The following is a 20445-nucleotide window of genomic DNA, read 5'->3' as shown; positions in this document are numbered from 1 at the left end:
TCTGGGATGAGTCGACGTGATGATCGAATCCCGATATCACTCGTCACAGATTTGTCTACTTGATGGCTCGAACCCGTGTTAACGGCCGTACGGTAGTGTCTCAGCGGAGGAGGAATAGACCAGAGTCGAGCCATCGTTGGGCTATCTCGTGGTGCTTCCGGGACGGCCTTCGCTTCTGCGGGACAGTAGTATTGGACACTTCGAGTCTACTACCGCGAGAGGGTGTTGAATTTGAGATTTATTCGACGGTTGGTGGCTAAAAATAAGCTATAGATACCGACAACAATTCTCTCCCTCGGTTGTCACGCTCCAGTGAGCCCGTCAAATTCGGATTTCGTGAATATTTATAAACCGCCTCGACAACAGTCGACTGTGCCAAGAAATGGACGCGAACTAACCACGACCGCCACCTCGCTCCGCATCGTTGACGTGATCAGTCGGCTGGAGGGTGCCCAGATGAGCGAGATCGCTGCGGAACTGGAACTGGCCAACAGCACCGTCCACGCTCATCTGACGACGCTTCGCAACCACGAACTCGTCGTGAAGGAGGGCAACGAATTCCACCTCGGAATCAAGCTCTTTCACCTCGGCGAGCAGGCGCGGCACAGAAAGCCCGAGTACGAGATCGTGCGACAGCACGCGCACAGACTGAGCAATCGCCTCAACGAGGAGGTCGCGTTCGCCATCACCGAGCACGGCCGGTCAGTCATCATTTTCGACGAGAACAACGACCCCACGAAAGAGGGGTTCCAGGTGGGACGGTACTTCCATATGCACAACTCCGCGAGCGGGAAGTCGATGCTCGCAGAGTGGTCCCGCGAGCGCGTCGAGGAGGTGCTCGATCGGTGGGGACTCCCCAAGGAGACCGAGAACACGATACAGAGCAGGGCCGAACTCTACGAGGAATTAGAGCGGACTCGCGAACGGGGTTATTCGCTCAACGACCAGGAGGCGCTCGAGGGGTTGATGGCCGTCGGGATGGCCATCACGAACCCGGACGGGAGCGTGCTGGGCTCTCTCGACGTGTCGGGACCGCCGTACCGACTCTCCGAAGAACAGATCGCCCCGGAGTTGCGGGAGACCGTGACCCAGATCGAACGCGAAATCGCGTCTCGGTGATCGATTCTACCCTGCCCGTCTCCTTTGCGCGCTCTCCGAGGGCGGCGCTCCTGTCCCACGACACGCAGAGGTGATTCGTATGGACGCGCGTCGAGTCTCACCGGAAAGTCACTGAGCCATTGGGCGGTCGGAAACTCCCATACTGTTGACCGCGACCGATCGCGTCTCGACGATGGCTGCAGCACACAGGTCCTCGTAGCCGGGGTGATGGTATCAATTTCGTTGACCTCATTGATCAAAATTCGTTCGTTTTATTCATTTTGTTCGTTCTGTTCGTTTTATTCATTGACCAGTATGAGTTCAACGAGTGTGTTTGCAAATGGACCGCAGTGCTGGAGGTGGATGCCTACAGCTCGAGGGAGCTGAAAAATCAACAGACAGAGAACGAAAAACCAGCCCTGACCCTCACTCCAGACCTCGGTCCCCACTGCTGAGGAACTCTTTGACAACCTTCTCTTCCGCACGGTGGAGCTTCTCGCTCGTCGTCGACTTCGCGAGGCCCACAGCGTCGGCCAGTTCGGTGAGTGTACAGGTCCGCGGCGTGTCGTAATAGCCCCGCTCGATTGCTGTCTCGAGGAGATCATACTGTGCCTCGGTCAGGAGCGATTGGGTGTCAATCGACCGTGTGATCGACAGTAACTCGAACGGAATACCGAACTGGTCGAGTAGCGTGCCGAGTTCCGACAGTTTCTCTCGGGAGGCCGTCAGTTCGAGCGTCACCTCCCCGTCGACGATGGTGATCGGAAGCTCCAGCGGCACTCCCGCTTCGCTCAGTGAGCGGATCAAGAGCGGTTCCGTCGTCTCGAATTGCACGAGTGCGCGATCGGCCTGCGCTTCGAGAATCGTCACCGAAACGACGGAGTCGTACCCGTCGATCGTGGTCACTATCGGTTCGATGTCGTCTGCGGTAATCTCGACGAGTCCGACTCCGGTTTCCCCGGCGGGCATCGCAGCGAGCACCGTGAACTCGGCATCGGGGTACTGCTTCGAGAGCGTCGAGACCCACACCTGTTCGGGGAGTTCCAGACAGAGCGTCGCTCGGGGCATCGTCGATGTATCTGTGTCGGAGTGGAGGTGGAAAAATACGCACGAATATGTTCGTCTTCACATCGGGTCGAAACCAGCGAGCACCTCCTGTGACGGAAGACGAGGGTTTTCGCCTCGAACTTGAGAAAACGTCGCTATGCCCCGGGGATCCCGAACGCCCCGACGCCGAGTCGGAGAACCGAGTTCACGAGCAGGAGGATGATCAGAGCCGCAAGCCAAGCCACGACGCCGATCTGAGCGGCTTTGACCCAACCGCCCGGGTACCGCCAGTTGACGACTCCGACCCACACGACCAACGCGATGAGCGGACCGATGAGTGGGATCCAGGCAGTGAGCGCCCAGCCGATCGCACCGAGCACCGCTGTGATGACTGCGTGTCCGTAGTCGTCGACGTCGACTACGACCCGAGCGCTGACGTAAATTGCCAGCCCGCCGATGAGCAAGGCAATGACAAACGCGACGATAGAACCGACGAAGGGTACGGCCATACTGTACTATCAGTAGACAATGAAATAACAGTATGGGTAACTCAAGAACACCACCCTGCAAGTGTTCCATACGACTTGCCCACGAATGTCAAGAACACCACTCTGCAAGTGTTCTGCGAGGGTGGCTCTCGACAGTGGGAACCACCATACCGTGGTATCTCACGCGGTATGGGACCAGATCTCAACGACACCACCCTGCAAGTGTTCTGCCCTGTCCGTTCCCGAGCTACAATTTCTGGAGGCGCTATAGAAAAAATAAGCCGCTTCGGCGGGGTCGTGGACTATAGTAGCGCTTGCAACTGATTGCACATCCGATCGCACGCTGAGTGATCACTGAAACAATTGAATATGCAGTGAGGTGTGGTGCAGACTCCCCGCTCCGAGTGAAACACCTCTATTCGTTCACTGGGTCTCTTACTCGTTTCAGTGCTGTATTCAGCTCTTACGCATATCACTCGTCGTGCGGTCGAGTGAGCGAAGACTTGCAAACGCAACTATAGATTTATCGTGGTTTGTAGAGCGACAGCGGACACTCAAGCGTGCGATGAAGCTCGGTATTCAATTGAGTGACTTCCCCTGCGAGCCCGCGAAAGGAATAAGTGTTAGCATTCTACACGTTAATTGTTATCATATAATAACGGAGGTGGCCCCTATCACAAACTACGGATTCGTAATCGATAACCGGAAGTGCATCGGCTGTCACGCCTGCACAGTCGCCTGCAAGGGCGAACACGACGACCCCATCGGCGTGAACAAGACGTGGGTAAAGTACATCGAGAAAGGGGAGTTCCCCAACACGAACCGGAACTTCTCTGTGATGCGGTGTAACCACTGCGACGACTCCCCCTGTACGGACGTCTGCCCGGTCACGGCCCTCTGGGAGCGCGAAGACGGCATCGTGGATTTCGACCCAGAGCGTTGCATCGGCTGCAAAGCCTGTATGCAGGGCTGTCCTTACGACGCGCTCTACATCGACCCGAACACCGAGACTGCCGCAAAGTGCAACTACTGCTCGCACCGGGTGGACTCGGGCCGAGAGCCGGCGTGCGTGACTGTCTGTCCCGAAGACGCCATCCTCGCCGGCGATCTGGAGAACGCCGACACCGAGATCAGCCGCACCATCTCTCGGGAGGAGATCCAGGCTCGCAAACCCGAGAAGGGAACGGAGCCGAAGCTGTTCTACGTCGACGGCGACGAAGGCAGCACCACGCCAGGCACGACCGCGCGCGAGGAACACTATATGTGGAGCGACGCCCCACACCAAGTGGAGACGGAGGGCGCAGAAGTTCCGGACTTCGACCTCCAGAAGGCCGCCGAGTCGTTGGCCGAGTCCGATGTCGCCCTCGGCAGCGGCGACGAGTCGGAGGCCCGCGCCGATGGCGGGAATCCCGACTGCGGCTGTGATTCCTGTGCCTGCGGCCAGGGCGAGGAGTCGGAATCGGCCGCAAGCGCGGACCCGCTGTCCGACGGCGGCTACGGGACGGCGGCCGCGGCGACGTCAAACGACGACGACGACTCGAAGGGCCGCACCGAGCGGGCCTACGAGCTCCTGAACGAAGAGGCCAAGCGCGTCTACGACGTCGGCGAGAGCCACTATCAGTCGTGGGGCTGGGAGGTGTATTCGTACACGTGGACGAAGGGAATCTCCGCTGGAACGCTCCTACTGTCGGCGCTGTTTATGCTGTTTGGTGTGGTCGACCCCGACCCGATTACCTTCGCCGCGAGCGCCTTGGTCAGCAGCCTATTCCTGGCTGCGACGGGCGTCCTGCTCATCCTGGACCTCGAACAGCCAACCCGGTTCCACTGGGTGCTGCTGCGGCCGAACTGGAACTCCTGGCTCGTGAAAGGAGCCTACATCATCACGGTGGCCGGCGCGTACCTCGGGCTTGCCGTCGTGGGGGGCTTCCTTGGCGTCGACGCCGTCGTCCATCCCGTCTCGCTGGGAGTCGGCGCTGTCCTCGGCGCAGCGACCGCCGTCTACACGGCGTTCCTGTTCAGCCAGTCGAAGGGGCGAGACCTCTGGCAGAGCCCCGCGATGCCGCTACATATGTTCGCCCAGTCGATCGTCGCCGGCGGCGGGACGCTGGCCATCCTTGGTGTCGTGGGCGTGCCCGGCTTCGGTGAGATGGTCGGGCCGTCCGCGCTGGCACTCGGCGCCGGGTTGGTCCTGCACGCTGTCCTCGTCGCCTCCGAGATATTCACGCCGCACCAGACCGAGGACGCCGAGGAAGCTGCCGCCCGGATCACCCGTGGCCGGTTCCGGACGGCGTTCTGGGCCGGCGGTGTCGTCGTCGGCATCGTCCTGCCGCTGGCGGCGCTTGCCGTCGGGTCACCTGCCCTCGCGGCGGCCGCCGGCGCACTCGCGCTGGCCGGCCTGTTCGCCTTCGAGTACTGCTGGATAACTGCCCCGCAGACCATTTCACTCGCCTGATTATGGGACACGAATTCGATCCGAGCCGTATCGAGAAGTTCGCCGAGCGGCTCGGCGTGATTTCGAACCGAACCGAAGAGACGAAGAAACAGCGACAGCGCCGGGGCGTCGACGGCGTGGACCGCATCGCGCCCGAAGGCCAACTTGGCTCGTATCCCGACCCCGAACAGTGGCACGACTGGGTCGAGTACGAGTCCGAAGGCCTCCCGAAGGAGTACTCCGTCGTCCCCACCGCCTGCTTCAACTGCGAGGCGGGATGTGGGTTGCTCACGTACATCGACAAGGAGACGGGCGAGATACGCAAGATCGAGGGCAACCCCGAGCATCCCGGGAGCCGGGGCCGGAACTGTGCGAAGGGGCCGGCCACCATCAACCAGGTCAAGGACCCACAACGAATCCTGTATCCACTCAAGCGTGACGGGCCCCGAGGCAGCGGACAGTGGACCCGTGTCTCCTGGGACGAGGCGCTCGAGGACATCGCCAGCGAGATGCGCCAGACCATCGAGGACGGCCGCGAGAACGAGATCACCTACCACGTCGGGCGTCCCGGCCACGAAGGGTTCATGGACCGCGTGATCAACGCGTGGGGGCTGGACGGCCACAACTCCCACACGAATATCTGTTCAGCGGGCGCCCGAGCGGGCTACGCCTTCTGGCAAAAGTACGACCGCCCCAGCGCGGACTTTGCGAACGCCGAGTTCATCCTCTTGCTGTCGGCCCACCTGGAGTCAGGCCACTACTTCAATCCTCACGCCCAACGCATCATCGAGGGCGTGATGGAGGGTGGCCAGCTAGCCGTCCTCGACCCACGACTCTCGAACACGGCCGCAATGTCGGACTTCTGGCTCCCCACACAGCCAGGGAGCGAGGCGGCCGTCCTGCTGGCGATGGCCAACGTCATTCTCGAGGAGGGGCTCTACGACGAACAGTTCCTCCGGAGATGGGTCAACTGGCAGCAGTTCCTCGACGAGGCACATCCCCACCGAGAGCGGACGTTCGAGACGTATCTCGACGTACTCCAAGAGACGTACGCAGACTTCACGCCCGCCTACGCCGAGGCCGAAAGCGGCGTCGATGCCGATATGATCGCGAAGGTGGGCCGGAAGATCGGGACCGCTGGCTCTCGGTTCGCCAGTCACATCTGGCGGTCCGCGGCGTCGGGTAACGAGGGCGGCTGGCAGGTCTCACGAACGCTGCACTTCCTCTCGGTGCTCACCGGCAGCGTCGGTACGAAAGGTGGCACCGCCCCCAACGCCTGGCACAAGTTCGAGCCCGAGATGCCCAACGAACCGCCCCGCCAGCAGACCTGGGACGAGATGCAACTCCCGCCGGAGTGGCCGTTCGCTCACTACGAGATGAGCCAGTTACTCCCGTACTTCCTCAAGGAGGGGCGCGGAGAGCTGTCGGTGTACTTCACCCGCGTGTTCAACCCCGTCTACACCTATCCGGACGGCTTCTCCTGGATAGAGGCACTGTCCGACGAGGATAAGGTCGGGATGCACGTCGCGCTCACGCCGACGTGGAACGAGACGGCGTATTTCGCCGACTACGTGTTGCCGATGGGCCACAGCCCCGAGCGCCACGACATCCAGAGCCAGGAGACTCACGCCGCGACGTGGGTCACGTACCGCCAGCCGGTCCAGCGGGAGTACGCAGAGCGCGAGGGCGAGGACGTAGACCGCACCTACGAGGCCAACCCCGGCGAGGTCTGGGAGGAAGACGAGTTCTGGATGGACCTCTCCTGGCGAGTCGACGAAGACGGCGATCTCGGCATTCGCGAATACTTCGAGTCGCCGTACCGCGATGATGAGGGCGAGGAATCGGCCGGCGGCGGCGCGGCTGACGAGCGTGAGGGGACGGTCAACGACGGCGCGACTGACGAGCGCGAGGGATCGGTCAACCACGACGCTTCTGACGAGCGCGAGACGGGCGTGGATACCGCCGACGCCCCACAGATGACCGTCGATGAGTACTACCGCTATATTTTCGAGCACGAGGACAATCTCGTCGAGGTGGCCGAAGAGAAGGGGATGGAGCCGCTTGAGTATATGAAACACCACGGCGCGTTCGAGGCCAGCCAGAACGAGTACGAGCTCCACGAGGAGCCGGTCGATCCGGCCCTGTTGGAGCACGAAGCCGTGTTTGTCGACGAGTACGACACCATCCACCGGGTGCTGTCCGCTGACGCCGATGTCGGCGCCGCGGATACAAAGGCACTCGACTACGACGGCGACGCCTTCGAATCCCGCGTCTACGAGCACGACCGGGTCGCGCTGGGCGATCTCGAAGACGTCGAAACGACGGTCGAGGGCGTCCTCGTCGACGGCGAACCCAAGCGCGGGTTCCCCTCACCGACAGGCAAACAGCAGTTCTACTCGAAGACCCTCGCCGACTGGGGCTGGGACGACGACGAGTACACCATCCCCCACTATCTCAAAAGCCACGTCCATCCCGAGAACATCGACTACGAGGCCGGCGAGATGGTGCTGGTGCCGACGTTCCGGCTACCGACCCAGATACACTCCCGGTCGTCGAACTCGAAGTGGCTGGAGGAGATCTCCCACAACAACCCCGTGTGGCTCCACAGCAAGGACGCAGAGCGCTTGGGTGTCGAAACGGGCGATCTCGTTCGAGTGGAGACCGACATCGGCTACTACGTGAACGAGGTGTGGGTGACCGAGTCCATCAAGCCCGGTATCGCCGCGATGAGCCACCATATGGGGCAGTGGAAGATCGACCGCGACGGCGACGGTGACGCCGACGGCGACTACGACGAGGGCGGCGATCCGTATGGGAAAGTCACCGTCGACCTACAGGACGGCGACAGCACGTGGGGGATGCGCCAGCAATCGGGCATCGGGCCGTTCGACAGTGATGACCCAGACTCCGCGCGGGTCTGGTGGACCGACGGGGGCGTCCCACAGAACCTCACGCACGCTCCACATCCCGACCCCATCTCGGGGATGCACTGCTGGCATCAGAAGGTCCGCGTCCGGCCCGCGACCGAGGACGACTACTACGGCGACGTCTACGTCGACACCGAGCGGTCTATGGAAATCTACCGCGAGTGGGTCGAAAAGACCAGCCCGGCACCGGGCCCCGATGGGATGCGCCGCCCGAAGTGGCTCAAGCGACCCATCGCGCCCCCGACCGAGCCTGGCGAGGACGACGCCTGGTCGATGGACGGCCCAGTCGGCCGTGAGAACCGCTGGGACGCCGAGAATTTCGGCCCGAAGCGCGATGAGTGAGCCGGATCCGGGCCGTATTTCGGCGCTAACTCGAAATTCGGCGGGATCGGAGGGGCGCGAACGATGACGTCCGATGACTCTCCGACCGACCGTGCAGCAGCCGTCCGCGACGCCATTGCGTCGGAGGGCGTCGGCGAATCCGAGCTCCACGCCGACCTCGTCGATATCGATGGCGTCGGTGACATCGTCGTACGAGACGGCGTAGCCTCAGTTGAGATCTCACACCCAGTACCGAGCGAACGACTCCGAGAGCACCTCGCTAGCGGCATCGCCGACGCAGCGGCCGGGGTCGAAGACGTCGACTCCGTCGAGGTCGGGTTCCGGGGGGAACCCGTTGACCCCGGCGAGCACATCGAAATGGTGCCGGACGTGAAGAACGTCGTCGCCGTCGCCTCCGGCAAGGGCGGCGTCGGCAAGAGCACTGTCGCGGCGAACGTCGCAATCGCGCTGGCTGACGCCGGCGCCTCCGTCGGCCTGATCGACGCCGACGTCTACGGCCCGAACGCGCCAGCATTGTTCGGCCTCAGTGAGCGGACGCCCGACACGACGACAGCTGACGAGATGGTCCCGCGAGAGGCCCACGGCGTCCGCGTGATGAGTATGGGATTCCTCGCCGACGAGGACGATCCGGTCATCTGGCGGGGACCGCTGGTCGACGAGTTCATCAAGCAACTGTTCGGCGACGTCCACTGGGGCGAACTGGACTACCTCATCGTCGATATGCCACCGGGAACCGGCGACGTGCAACTGTCGCTCGTCCAGCACTTGCCCGTGGCGGGTGCGATCATCGTAACGACGCCCCAGGAGGTTGCAGTCGACGACGCCGGTCGCGGCCTCGTCGGATTCGCCCGCTACGACGTCCCCGTGCTCGGAGTTATCGAGAATATGGCCGGCTTCGAATGCCCCGATTGCGACGAGGTCCACGACATCTTCGGGACCGGTGGCGGTGACTTCCTCGCCGAAGAGTACGGGGTGCCAGTCCTCGGCCGCATACCTCTTGACCCCGCTGTCGGGACCCTCGCACCCGACGGGGACGAGAGCGAGACAGTCACCGCACCTGGCATCGACCTGCCGCTGATCGGGCGGCTCCAGTTACCTCGCACGCGTGGGGAGCGCGAACAGACTGGGTCCCTGCCCCCGATGGCGCTGCGCGAGAACGGGGGCGAAGCCCGCGAGCGGCTCAGGGCTGCCGCCACGCGCGCCGCAGCGCGACTGAACCAGGCTGCCGTCCAGTTCGACCACTGACTGCTCCCGATCGCCTCGCCTCGTCATCGGGTTCGGACAGCAGTTGGTTTGGGAACGTCGACAGGGTGCTCGCATCACGAGGCCCGTCCACAGACACACCACCCTGCAAGTGTTCTAACGGCCCATCGACGAAACACAGACACACCACTCTGCAAGTGTTCCAAACGGTCTGTCGACGAGGCGCAGACACACCACCCTCCAAGTGTTCTAAACGGTCTGTCGACGAGGCGCAGACACACCACCCTCCAAGTGTTCTAAACGGTCTGTCGACGAGGTGCAGACACACCACCCTGCAAGTGTTCTAACGGCCCATCGACGAAACACAGACACACCACCCTCCAAGTGTTCCAGACGATTCGTCGACGAGGCACAGACACACCACTCTGCAAGTGTTCTAAACGGTCTGTCGACGAGGCGCAGACACATCACCCTGCAAGTGTTCGGTGTGATTGATGAGGGCCAGGGGAGGTAACGGGATCCTGGAAGAGGCAGTACGAGACTGGACGAAAATGGACAGAGAGCTTCGCGCTCCTTGTGTTGGGGGCCTCTGCGTTGAATTAGGTGAAGTGCCAGATCTGCTGTTGGGTCTCGTCGTCGGGATTAGGGGCCTCGAAAGATGTTGCCTCGTCTTCTTTGTAGTGTTCCAAGATATTCCACACGTTGTTCGGAAGCGCTTCCTGATAGTCGGATTTTACGACAGCGTTGATGATGTCGACAGGGTCGTCGGTTACCTCGTAGATGAATCGCCGACCGCCACGGCGTCCCTGATTGTGATCTTCAGACCTGACGAATCCCTGCATCGAAAGCTGATCGAGGTATTCGTAGAGTTTCCGCTCGGAGCGCGGGTCGCTACCCACAGCCTCGGCAATCGACGAGTACAGCGTGTAAATCCGCTTCGTGCGAGCCTCGTGTTCGGGTTCGATGATCGCGAGCGTCGTCGCAATGTATGCGAGTGCCTGCTGTCGAGTGAGGTCGTTGTCGAACGAGTCGAGAATCTCGTCCGTCTCGATCGTTTCGGTAGCCCGGCGAGTGTGGTCCTCAGTGACCGACGATTTTCCGTCCATCCGCGCGTATTCGCCGGCTTTTTCGAGGATCTTGAGCCCCTGGCGAACGTCACCCCGCTCTTGGGCGGTGAATGCCGCAGCGAGTGGGATCACGTCGTCGCTCAAGACGCCATCGCGGAAAGAGAGGTCGGCATAATACCCGAGAATGTCACGGAGTTCGTTGGCATCGTACGGTCCGAACTTGATCTCCCGCTCACCGAGCGTGCTTTTGACCTTGGGCTCCAGCGAGTCGACGAACTTCAGGTCGTTCGAGATACCGATGAGGCCGATACACGCCTCGTCGATCGCGGCGTTCTCACTCGCCTCTGCACGTGGGAGGTCGTAGAGGAAGTCGTTGCGGGCGTCCGGCGGTATGTTGTCGATCTCGTCGAGGATGATGAGGACGTTCCCGCCTACGTCTTCGATTTCTTCGTACAGGAACTCGAAGACAGTGTCCGTGCTATATCCACTCTTCGGGAGTTGATTGTCGGGAGTCCGGAACTCGTTTACGAGTCGGCTGACGAGCCGGTAGGACGATTTGTAGTTCCGGCAGTTGACAGGGCCGAGGATGTCAAGGTCGACGTTCTGCTCGTCTGCTTTCTCGAGTAACATATCCCGGACCCACTTGGTCACCGCTGTCTTGCCGACTCCCGTTGGCCCATACACGAAGACGTTGTTCGGTTCGTGGCCGACCACGACGTCCTGGAGGGCGTTCACATAGAGGTCGATTTCTTCATCTCGGTGGAAGATCGTCTCGGGGTCGAAGCTGTCTTTCTTGAGCGGTTGCTTGGCCGCGAAAATCTCGTCCCGCCCATCGAACGGATTCTCGTCTGTCTGTACCATCTTACTCCCAGTTTTAGCGTCTGTCGTTATAAAACCCAGCACCAGGCTGCAAGTGTTTCAAGTGTTTTGCGTCTCTCGGTTTTTCGGACCTACACACACCACCCTGCAAGTGTTCTTAGAGTTCGCGTGTGAGGGGGCAGTTCCTCGTCATTCTCAACGTGGAGTGGCCTTTCCGCTAGCTAGAGTTACTGCCTACTGCTGCTACAACTGACTAGAATATCACGTTATAATATAATATAAATCTTTTTGAAAAAGTAAATAATGGAATGATAGCTAGAGAAAGAAAACGTAGAAGCGTCTATACCAGTGCGATATGAATATAGACAACTGATAACCATTTTATTTATATGCTACTGGTCTCTGTCTATATGATCTGGTATCTCATTGCCGACGCTCAGAACACTTGCAGGGTGGTGTGTGTGTGTAGGTACTAGGGATCCCGTGTGAACGATCTCGAAATATTTGATCAATCGGCTTTTCGAGGCCTGTAACTGATTGTGATAGCCTCAGCGGAGTTCAGAGAGTTGGGATTGGTACTGCCTCTAGGAGCTGTGGAACACCTCTCTGCAAGTGTTCTTTTGGAATCGAGCGAACCAACACGGTTTGAGTCCCGAGTACCCCGATCCTCCACAACTGCAGAACACTTGCAAGGTGGTGTCTGAGGGATCATTGTGGGTTGGCTCCGACACCTCTGCCGTTTCGATGCTAAAAATACCTCTCTAGCGTTAGCAAAGGAACCGTAGAAAAGCGACGGGTGTGAGTTGTGGTGTGTCGCGAGTTGGATCCGTACTCTGCTACCCTGAACGAGTGAGACGTAGCACACGAGCGATGTAGATCTGCTTCCAGAGGGCCCACCCGCCGACAGCGATAGTTGCCAATCCAAACAGCGTCAGACCGACCGCCCCCCAATGCATCTCCGTGAGCGCACACGACAACGTTTCGGCCGCACACGCCCCAAACAATTCCTGTCTGACGGCACCGAAATAAGTAATCCACACGCCGGCGAATCCGGCGCTGGCACCGGCTACTGCCTTCAAAACGAGTTCTGCGACAGTCGGTGGGTTGGCACGTATCGCGTGCTGGACTGTTCTCCGAGGTCCGGTTCGATGGGAAGCGATCGTCGCGATAACCAAAAATATCGCCGCAGGAACGAACAGCAGTCCGGCCGACCACATTCCGAAAACCGTGAACCCGAGTAACAAGAGTGAGGCCATCCAAGCGATCGGAGTATGATTCGTCCATACTCCGAACATTCCAAGGAGACTGAAAAGGACGGCAAGCAGCACGATCCCGCTGAAGAATACATCCCTGAACGGATTTGGACTCCAGAGCCATCCCGCAGCGACACTAGCGGTGAAGACCGATAGCGCGCCGAAGAATCGGCTGACAGGCTCAAGCTTAGTGTGGTGGAGGGCGAGAACCATACCGGAACTTCACTGCGGTCGAACTTAATTCCTCACAATAAAATAACATTCTTGGAGGGATGTCATTCAGCGCAGACGACCTCACTCGTCCACGTCGTCCCGGGCGTGAATCTTGGCCTGTTCGCGAGCACTGGGGTTGACCGACTCTTTGAACGGCACCTTCACCAGCGTCGCATAGACTGGTTCGCCGGGCTCCGCTGCGTACTCGTCCGGGAGGTGTACCTCGAACTCCAGGTCGAGGTCCTCGTCGTATATCGAGTCGTCGAGCGGTACGTCGGTCGCGGCCTGTAGTTTCTCTGCTGGCACGAATCCGAGGCCGAGGTTGGCCTCGAGATCCGGATTCCACCCCGCCGACGTCAGGTAGCCACATTCGTCGCTCGTCTCTGGATCCGAGATGAGCCAGTAGTCCGAGGCCCATTCCAGAATCGGGTCGCCTGCCATTTTCAGACCAACCAGTTTGTGCGTGAACGGGAACTCGCCGTTTTCGATGGCTTCCTTTTGACGTTCCAGTTCGGCTTTGCCGACGTAGTCCGCGTCCTTATCGTCGGGAACCTGATAGCCGAGGTTGACCTGGAAAGGCGACGTCTCGTGGTCCATATCCTGCCCTAACGACAGGATTCCGGCAGCGATCCGTCGACGACCGTTTACTGGCGCCGCGGCACCACCGTGGTCTTTGACCGTTTCGAGTACCGGGTTCCACACTGCTTCGGCGTTCGTTGTTGCTTCACGGACGTATATCTCGAACCCTGCCTCTCCGGAGAAGCCCGTTTGGCTCACCAACACCGGGACGTCGTTGATAGTCGCTTCCAACAGTCCGTAGTACGGTACGTCTTCGACCGCGTCATCGATGAGAGACCCGATCACGTCGGGCGATTTCGGGCCCTGAATCTGCATCGGCGAGACGTCGATCTCGTCGACGTCGACCTCGAAGTCGTTCCCAATTGTGACCCCTTGCAACCACTGCAGTAGGTCCGAATCGGCGATGGAAAACCAGAACTCGTCGTCGTCGGGACGCAACAGGACGAAATCGTTGAGGATGCCACCGTCATCGTTGCAACAGATGGCGTACTTGCCACGCATCGGCTCGATGTCAGTCGCATCCCGCGTGATGACGTAGTTGACGAATGCCTCTGCGTCGGGCCCTTTAACACGAATCTGGCGTTCGACTGCGACGTCCCACAGCGCTACGTCGTTGACCAGCAGTTCGTACTCGGCTTCCGACCCTCCGTCTTCGGGGTCGATGAACGCCCGAGGGTGATACATATGGTTGTACACCGTCGCCTCGTGACAGCCTTCCTTGACGGAAAGATGCCAGAATGGCGACTTCCGGACTCGGTTCGAAATCACGAGATTGATGTCTGCGTCGCCTGATTGACGCAGATTTCTGGGAATGGTGCGGTCCGATTGGTCGACGCTGGGGTAGTTCGGATGGTGTTGATTTCCAGGCATTATTATCTATGTCTGTGGTCCTACGCCGTTGTTGAACAGCTGTCCCCAGAGACGCTCGAATCGACCGGCTTCGACCGGCGAGGTGGCCCTGGCGGGGAGGTAGAGTTCTAGTTCGGTCGCTCTGTCTCGGTCGTCAGCGCGGGTTCTCGCTACCATGCGACACAGTTGACGACCCGTACCCGCATTGAGTTGTATCTTAACCTTATAACATATTTAAGTGGAGGTCCGGAAGAGTCTGTGAGGCTGCGGAGTGACGAACACTGAGTCGACAGATTTCTGGCGTATTTGGATCGAAACTCGTTCACATTCCCCTGACACATTCGCGATGAAGGTCCACCACCAGTTGCATTCCAGGACTGGAAGCTGAGGGTCGTATCCGCGAGATTCACCGTATCGACACCACCGTAAATCGGCAAGTAGCTCACGCGGCGTCGACTCACAGTCACCCTTCACGATTGGTATAATACGGGCGCTGTATATGACAGTCTGGAGCATAATCCAAATCTGGTCGTTTACTGAGCGGTTGTTCAACTGAAGCGGTAGCGCGGAGTCCCCTTCCTCAAGGAGCGACCCGAGGGAGCGAGTAGGGAGGGGAGGAGCGCGTTCGTATAAATCACAACCACCTAATTATAAGTAGTCATCTTGCTACATTGAAATTGTGGCAGACGACTACGTGCGTCGGACGGCAATCACTCGTCTCGAAGTTACGGACGAGCAACGCGCCCTCCTCGAAGAAACCATCTCCGAGTGGAAGCGTGGCTGCCAACTCGCCACCGATATGGCGTGGAACGTCTGCAACGCCAAAAGCGACGTCCAGCCCCTCGCCTACGACGACGTACGCGAACACACCGGCCTCGGGAGTCAGCACACGATTCTCGCCACCCACCAAGCCGCCCAAGCCATCACCGGTTGTCTCGAACGCCGCTCGGAAGGCAAGACGGTCAGCAAGCCCACCTTCACCGCACCGACCGTGAAATACGATACGCGGACTATGACGTTGTTCGACGACGACACGGTGTCGCTCTCCACCACGGAGAGTCGCGTCCGGTGTGACCTTGCGCTGCCCGATGCCGACGACGGCTACCAACACAAGTACCTTGACTCCGACGAGTGGAGTGTCACGGAAAGCACGCTCACCGCCCGTGACGGCGAGTACTTCTTGCATATCGGCTTTCGTCGACCCAAGACCGACGCCGAGCGGAACACCGCCGAGGACGGAACGGTCCTCGGGGTTGATCTCGGGATCGAAAACCTCGCCGTCACCAGTACGGCGTACTTCTTCAGCGGGCGGAAGCTAACCCACGACCTCCGTGAGTTTGAGAAGGTACGTGCCGGACTCCAACAGACCGGGACGCGAAGCGCCCACCGGACACTCGAACGGTCGAGTGGCCGTGAACTTCGCTACGTCCGGGATGTGCTACACCAAGCGTCCAATGCGATCGTAGATGAAGCACTCCGCTATGAATGTGACATAATTGCGTTCGAGGACTTGACGGACATCCGCGACCGAACGGGTGCGTCGTGGGGGCACAAGTGGGCGTTCAGAACGCTCTACGAGCAAGTAGCGTACAAAGCCGAGGCAGAGGGTATCTCGGTGACGCAAGTGGGGTCGGCGTACACGTCTCAGCGGTGCGCCGAGTGTGGGTTCACGGCGGATGAGAACCGCCCGACTCGAAACGACTTCCGGTGCGTGAAGTGTGGGTTGGAAGCGAACGCGGATTACAACGCGGCGAAGAACATCGGACTGCGGTATGTCCGTCGAGGCCAACAGTCGTCTCGGCGGACGGGCAACAGTCAACTTGCCCTCAAGTCTGGAACAGTGACACCGAAGCGCGGATTTACCGCCTACCCGGAAGGGTTCGAGGCCGAGTTCACGGACAAGCCCCGTCCTCAACGAGCGCGTCAGCGCGAGTAGGGCGGGGTAGTTGACATGACGAGTGTCGAAGATGCCATCAACATTCCCCAACGACAAACAGTCCAACAACTGTTAGTGCTCCAAATGTTGAAGCGTTCAGCTTGATTCTACTCAAGTATAGAATCGAGTAACTCCGGCAGGTCCGCTCTACTTGTGATCTCAGTTTGGACCGACGCGTTGCCAGTCCCAAGTTCTTTGAATCCCGTCCCAGTCGGCACTAACACGACCGATTCATCGGACGTAATTTCACCGCGCTCGGAAAGACGTGTGACGCCCGCCAACGGCGTTGCTGCCGCCGGCTCGACAGAGAAGCCGCCAGCAACAGCGAACCGTCGTTGGGCTGTCTGAATCTCCTCATCGGAGACCGACACCACCGCCCCGTTCGTTTCGCGGACAGCCGCGAGCGCACGAGTGCCGCTTGGTGGATCCGGATTTCCGATCGAGTGGGCAATTGTCTCGCCAGTTTCGTCGGGTGAGAGGGCCGTTGGTTCGGTCGCACCAGTTTCGAAGGCTTGTGTCAGCGGATCGGCAGCGGCGGTCTGGACGAGATACAGCCGCGGTAGCTCGCTAAGTAAGCCGATCGACTCGAGGTTTCGAAGTCCACGCCAGATCCCTGACGCAAACCCTCCCGAACTCACCGGCAGCACGATCGCATCAGGCGTCTCCGGAGCGAGTGACTCGTATATCTCGAACACTGCTGTTTTGTACCCGCTAATGCGAGCTGGCGCATCGCTGACGAGAATCGATATCGGGAGTGATTCCGGCAGTGATAACGCATCTGAATACAGGGCTCCGTAGTCGCCGCTGACCTGCACAATCGTCGGCTCATATTGTGCAATAAGCTCTAACCGGACCGACGAGATCTCGTCGGGGACTAATACGACACACTCTCGGCCCAGACTGGCTGCGTGAGCGGCAGTGCTTATCGCCATATTTCCGTACGAAATGGTACCGATGACATCGGCCCCTTTCTCGATGGCGTGTGGAACCGCCACCGCACTCCCTCGGTCCTTGTACGCGCCAGTCTGGTTTTCGCCCTCATCTTTGACGTACACTCGACACCCCGCAGCGTCATCAAGTGCCTCGCTTCTGAGTAGCGGGGTCCCGCCCGCAGCGCGCGCGATTCCGTTGGGCTTCTCGACCGGGAGTAACGCCTCATAGCGCCACATACCCCCCATCTCTGGACTGTCTGACCAGGTAAAGTCCGTACTAGGAGTGTCGAACCAGAGCGGTTCACCGCATACACATCGCACGCGTGTCTCGTCGTCGTAGTGCTCTCCACACCGAAAGCAGATCATAGAAGAACTCATATTACATCTTCCAATTACTCGGAAATATATCTTCGCTAAAGCGTGTCGTGAAAACGATTCGGTGGAATGGCAGCGTTGACTTTTCCAGAGAAAGCACGCGTACCAACAGTACAGGGAGAATTTGACTCTCCGGTGTTGAGAACGGTGCTGTTCGACGACGAACTATCGGTCTGTGCCGACATCAACGGCGTCGAGATCGGGTTCGTCGAACTCGAGGGCCTCCGCAACAGCATCAGGAAGCTCCGGTCGGGGGGCCGATTCGTGGCGCTCGATTTTTTCGGTCTTGCGCGTGTTTTCGTAGAGCGCGCGAGCAACCGGGAGGCCACGGAGATACTTGTAGTCGTGGAGTACCTCGACACCTCGTTCCGTGAGCCCGTAGAACTGGGCGGGGAGATCACGTTTCTTTTCGCTCGGTTCGTACGTGTAGCGTGCGAGGAGTCCGGCGTCGATCAGCGTCTCTAGCTGATCTTTGATAGCCGCCTGACTCTTCCCAGTCATATACTCGAGTTCAGCGAGCGACATCAGATGAGCGGGATGGCCCAGCAGCTCCTGAATGATGAGATGGCGCGTATCTTGGGACAGCAGCTCGAACAGCCGCTGCTGTTCCGCAAACGGCCCCGCATCGGCCGCGCCGGTGTCGGTTTCGCTCATACGTAGGGGTATGCCGGACGGTGCTATAACAGTTAGGATTGTCCAAGTTGGTAAAGCCAGAAAAAGCCAAAGTGGTTCAGAAGAGATAAGCTGCAGTGGTTTGAACCGAGAGTTAATGACCGATCCAAGCCCTCCGCCGGATGCTGCGGATATTATGACTGTCGTTCACGAGGCCATCGGGGGCATCGCACTTGAGCCAGCAGAGAAACGAGAGATCTGGCGGTTCACCCAGCGTGAATTGCCGTATCTCTGGAGTCAGCGAACGTCGTATTTCATCCTGGGGAGCTATCGCGACCCCTATATCCGCCGGCTTCGCGCCGTCCAGAACGAACTCACGAAGCAGCTCGGTGCCTATCCATTCATTATGGGTGATCTCCTCGAGCTCCCGACAGACCGGCTCAATACGTTCGATGTGATGTTTTTGTTGCTCGCGACCTATACAGACTATATTGTCGGTGTCTTCGAGAAGGAAAGCGGTGGTGAAGCTCCTGAATTGGGCGAAATTGATGACCCACCGTATTTCCGCAAGTCGTACGTGTTCCCGCGTGATTATCTGTGGGTAACTGATACGAATCTTAAATCGAAACAGCACGTCATTCAGGCCGCCCTCGAGATTGCGTTCGCAGACGATTTGTCGGAAGATGAGGTCCAATCGAAGATCGAATCGCTCGTTGATCGCGCACAAGATAGCGGTCTCGACATCGACGAACAGAAGATTCGGAGTGTGATCGAGGACCGGGTGGATGATGGAGCAGAACCAGCAACGTACAGTTGGGTTCATCTCAACAAATTCCGCAAATTCGAACTCCACGATCGGTGCTTCACGTGGACGACAGAAGACGAACTTCGAACTGCGGTCGATGAACTCCCGTCGCCGACGCCACGTCCAGAGTGGGAAACAAGTGAGTAGTCAGGGGTAGTTCACATTCCTGTGTTTGGATCTCGGCGCGCTATGCGGCCCGAGAATCTGACTGCTCCATTTGCTTAAAGTGTCGCTGTACCAACTCATAGGGCTTATCGTCACTGTTCGGAGATTCTCGCCGTACTGTCCGGCGAGAAATCTATGACGACTTACGATAACCCCTATCAGTAGCTGAATGCCCGACACGCTCACTGCTCGGCAGCGACAGACGCTTGATACAGTCGAGAGATCGCCCGCGAATGCCGACAAAGAGGACGTTGAGGTACTCGCTACGCTGGCCAGGCAGACTTCTGGAGACACGCAGACCGCCGCCGCGCAGACCTTATCGATCGTTGCCACCGAGCAGCCCGAGCTCGTCACCGATACCATCGGGTCTGTCCTTTTATCGTTGCAGAACAGTGACGTGAACGTCCGAACGTTTACACTGGATACCATTGGCACTCTTGCACAGCATTCGCCTGCTCGGATTGCTGAGACGACTGCGATCACCAACGTTGTGCAGGCCCTCAACGATCGTAACGAGTGGATCCGCGCGAACGCGGCCGAGGTACTCGGTGCTATCGGCACTGAATCCCCTGAAGTCCTCGCCAACACCGGAGTTGTCCGAACGCTCGTGCACGGAATTGGTTCCGAAGAGTTTCCCGATGCCCGTGCCCAGATGGCACGAACGCTTGGACGGATCGCGCAGACAGCCCCACGACTAATTGACGAGCAGGACGCAGCTGAACTTGAACGCCACATTGGCGACGACGAGATCGAAGAGTCGCTTCAATTCGCCGTTGAGGCGATGGCGGAAGCCCGAGCATCGACAAGCGCAGTGGAACCCGGATCACAAGGGGCGACCACATCGACGTTCTGCCCAGAGTGCGGGCGAGAGATCACTACCGAGCCCCTACCGAACTTCTGTCGTAACTGCGGTCAGGAGCTGTCGTGAACTGGTGGGCTTTGCATAGAACCTGGTGTTACCTCTCGATGACAGATCGTCCCATCGCCATCCCGACTGCGCCTACGAAAGACTTTAGCGCTTTTCTCGAGGACGTAGAACAGTCCCACGCCAGATTAGAGGCCGCTGACGAAGATACAAAACGGATTGTTGTCGAATATCCGGGAACCCGTAGTGAGTTAGCGGACGAGTTGTGTCTTCAGTATGATATCGGTGAAGCTGTGCATTCTGAAGAGGAGACGATATACGTCGTCCTCAATCCAGATGATAAAGTCATACAGGAACACCTTGGGGCGGGCCACCCACTGGATCAGGATTTCTGAAGCGTGCTCGCCACGTCGGCGCTCATTGGCAGGACTGCTCGGCA

At 59.2% G+C, this 20445-nt stretch carries 15 protein-coding genes; 8 read left to right on the top strand and 7 right to left on the bottom strand.

Annotated elements, in window-relative coordinates; translation table 11 throughout:
* The first annotated feature begins 372 nt into the window (after positions 1-372).
* Positions 373-1119 carry an IclR family transcriptional regulator gene (locus tag NO347_RS09375; protein WP_256289343.1) on the top strand — a complete coding sequence of 249 codons (747 nt, stop codon included), beginning with the start codon at positions 373-375 and terminating at the stop codon, positions 1117-1119.
* 405 nt (positions 1120-1524) lie between these two features.
* On the opposite strand, the gene NO347_RS09370 is transcribed toward NO347_RS09375, so the two are convergent.
* Both NO347_RS09370 and NO347_RS09365 read right to left on the bottom strand, forming a co-directional pair.
* Complete coding sequence (locus NO347_RS09370; RefSeq protein WP_256289342.1) at positions 1525-2166, bottom strand: helix-turn-helix domain-containing protein; 642 nt, start codon at positions 2164-2166, stop codon at positions 1525-1527.
* A gap of 134 nt (positions 2167-2300) precedes the next feature.
* Positions 2301-2654, bottom strand: a complete 354-nt coding sequence (locus NO347_RS09365; RefSeq protein ID WP_256289341.1) for a hypothetical protein — start codon at positions 2652-2654, stop codon at positions 2301-2303.
* A gap of 643 nt (positions 2655-3297) precedes the next feature.
* On the opposite strand from NO347_RS09365, the gene NO347_RS09360 reads away from it, so the two are divergent.
* The 3 genes from NO347_RS09360 to NO347_RS09350 all read left to right on the top strand — a co-directional run bounded on the left by NO347_RS09360 (position 3298) and on the right by NO347_RS09350 (position 9578).
* Positions 3298-5085, top strand: a complete 1788-nt coding sequence (locus tag NO347_RS09360) for a 4Fe-4S dicluster domain-containing protein (protein ID WP_256289340.1) — start codon at positions 3298-3300, stop codon at positions 5083-5085.
* A 2-nt stretch (positions 5086-5087) separates the two neighbouring features.
* Positions 5088-8333, top strand: coding sequence for a molybdopterin-dependent oxidoreductase (locus NO347_RS09355; RefSeq protein WP_256289339.1), 3246 nt, complete (start codon positions 5088-5090; stop codon positions 8331-8333).
* A gap of 63 nt (positions 8334-8396) precedes the next feature.
* A complete protein-coding gene (locus NO347_RS09350) occupies positions 8397-9578 on the top strand; it encodes a P-loop NTPase (RefSeq protein ID WP_256289338.1) in 1182 nt (393 codons plus the stop codon).
* A 557-nt stretch (positions 9579-10135) separates the two neighbouring features.
* Here NO347_RS09350 and NO347_RS09345 read toward each other — a convergent pair.
* The 3 genes from NO347_RS09345 to NO347_RS09335 form a co-directional block, all read right to left on the bottom strand.
* The gene (locus NO347_RS09345) at positions 10136-11464 is read right to left on the bottom strand and encodes a Cdc6/Cdc18 family protein (RefSeq protein ID WP_256289337.1); all 1329 of its coding nucleotides are present in this window, start codon (positions 11462-11464) and stop codon (positions 10136-10138) included.
* Positions 11465-12258: 794 nt separating this feature from the next.
* The gene (locus NO347_RS09340) at positions 12259-12888 is read right to left on the bottom strand and encodes a hypothetical protein (RefSeq protein ID WP_256289336.1); all 630 of its coding nucleotides are present in this window, start codon (positions 12886-12888) and stop codon (positions 12259-12261) included.
* An 81-nt stretch (positions 12889-12969) separates the two neighbouring features.
* Entirely contained in the window at positions 12970-14337 is a 1368-nt protein-coding gene (locus NO347_RS09335) for a glycine cleavage T C-terminal barrel domain-containing protein (RefSeq protein ID WP_256289335.1), read from the bottom strand.
* A gap of 658 nt (positions 14338-14995) precedes the next feature.
* Here NO347_RS09335 and NO347_RS09330 point away from each other — a divergent pair.
* Entirely contained in the window at positions 14996-16252 is a 1257-nt protein-coding gene (locus NO347_RS09330) for an RNA-guided endonuclease InsQ/TnpB family protein (protein ID WP_256289334.1), read from the top strand.
* Positions 16253-16359: 107 nt separating this feature from the next.
* Here the strand turns inward: NO347_RS09330 and NO347_RS09325 are convergent, their stop codons facing one another.
* A complete protein-coding gene (locus NO347_RS09325; RefSeq protein ID WP_256289333.1) occupies positions 16360-17562 on the bottom strand; it encodes a threonine synthase in 1203 nt (400 codons plus the stop codon).
* A gap of 162 nt (positions 17563-17724) precedes the next feature.
* Entirely contained in the window at positions 17725-18213 is a 489-nt protein-coding gene (locus NO347_RS09320) for a helix-turn-helix domain-containing protein (RefSeq protein ID WP_256289332.1), read from the bottom strand.
* A gap of 115 nt (positions 18214-18328) precedes the next feature.
* Here NO347_RS09320 and NO347_RS09315 point away from each other — a divergent pair, with 115 nt between their 5' ends.
* The 3 genes from NO347_RS09315 (at position 18329) to NO347_RS09305 (ending at position 20401) form a co-directional block, all read left to right on the top strand.
* A complete protein-coding gene (locus NO347_RS09315) occupies positions 18329-19123 on the top strand; it encodes a DUF8170 family protein (RefSeq protein ID WP_256289331.1) in 795 nt (264 codons plus the stop codon).
* 187 nt (positions 19124-19310) lie between these two features.
* A complete protein-coding gene (locus NO347_RS09310) occupies positions 19311-20069 on the top strand; it encodes a HEAT repeat domain-containing protein (protein WP_256289330.1) in 759 nt (252 codons plus the stop codon).
* Between the two features lie 38 nt (positions 20070-20107).
* Positions 20108-20401, top strand: coding sequence for a hypothetical protein (locus NO347_RS09305; RefSeq protein WP_256289329.1), 294 nt, complete (start codon positions 20108-20110; stop codon positions 20399-20401).
* The last annotated feature ends 44 nt before the right edge of the window (positions 20402-20445 follow it).

The organism is Halobellus inordinatus (genome assembly GCF_024464655.1).
Taxonomy (GTDB): domain Archaea; phylum Halobacteriota; class Halobacteria; order Halobacteriales; family Haloferacaceae; genus Haloquadratum; species Haloquadratum inordinatus.
This window is presented reverse-complemented; position numbering and strand designations above follow the sequence as displayed.

Coding starts and splice junctions, on each gene's coding strand:
- NO347_RS09365 (WP_256289341.1), bottom strand. CDS start 2,654: ATGGCCGTACCCTTCGTCGGTTCTATCGTCGCGTTTGTCATTGCCTTG.
- NO347_RS09310 (WP_256289330.1), top strand. CDS start 19,311: ATGCCCGACACGCTCACTGCTCGGCAGCGACAGACGCTTGATACAGTC.
- NO347_RS09370 (WP_256289342.1), bottom strand. CDS start 2,166: ATGCCCCGAGCGACGCTCTGTCTGGAACTCCCCGAACAGGTGTGGGTC.
- NO347_RS09345 (WP_256289337.1), bottom strand. CDS start 11,464: ATGGTACAGACAGACGAGAATCCGTTCGATGGGCGGGACGAGATTTTC.
- NO347_RS09355 (WP_256289339.1), top strand. CDS start 5,088: ATGGGACACGAATTCGATCCGAGCCGTATCGAGAAGTTCGCCGAGCGG.
- NO347_RS09340 (WP_256289336.1), bottom strand. CDS start 12,888: ATGGTTCTCGCCCTCCACCACACTAAGCTTGAGCCTGTCAGCCGATTC.
- NO347_RS09335 (WP_256289335.1), bottom strand. CDS start 14,337: ATGCCTGGAAATCAACACCATCCGAACTACCCCAGCGTCGACCAATCG.
- NO347_RS09305 (WP_256289329.1), top strand. CDS start 20,108: ATGACAGATCGTCCCATCGCCATCCCGACTGCGCCTACGAAAGACTTT.
- NO347_RS09315 (WP_256289331.1), top strand. CDS start 18,329: ATGACCGATCCAAGCCCTCCGCCGGATGCTGCGGATATTATGACTGTC.
- NO347_RS09325 (WP_256289333.1), bottom strand. CDS start 17,562: ATGAGTTCTTCTATGATCTGCTTTCGGTGTGGAGAGCACTACGACGAC.
- NO347_RS09320 (WP_256289332.1), bottom strand. CDS start 18,213: ATGAGCGAAACCGACACCGGCGCGGCCGATGCGGGGCCGTTTGCGGAA.
- NO347_RS09350 (WP_256289338.1), top strand. CDS start 8,397: ATGACGTCCGATGACTCTCCGACCGACCGTGCAGCAGCCGTCCGCGAC.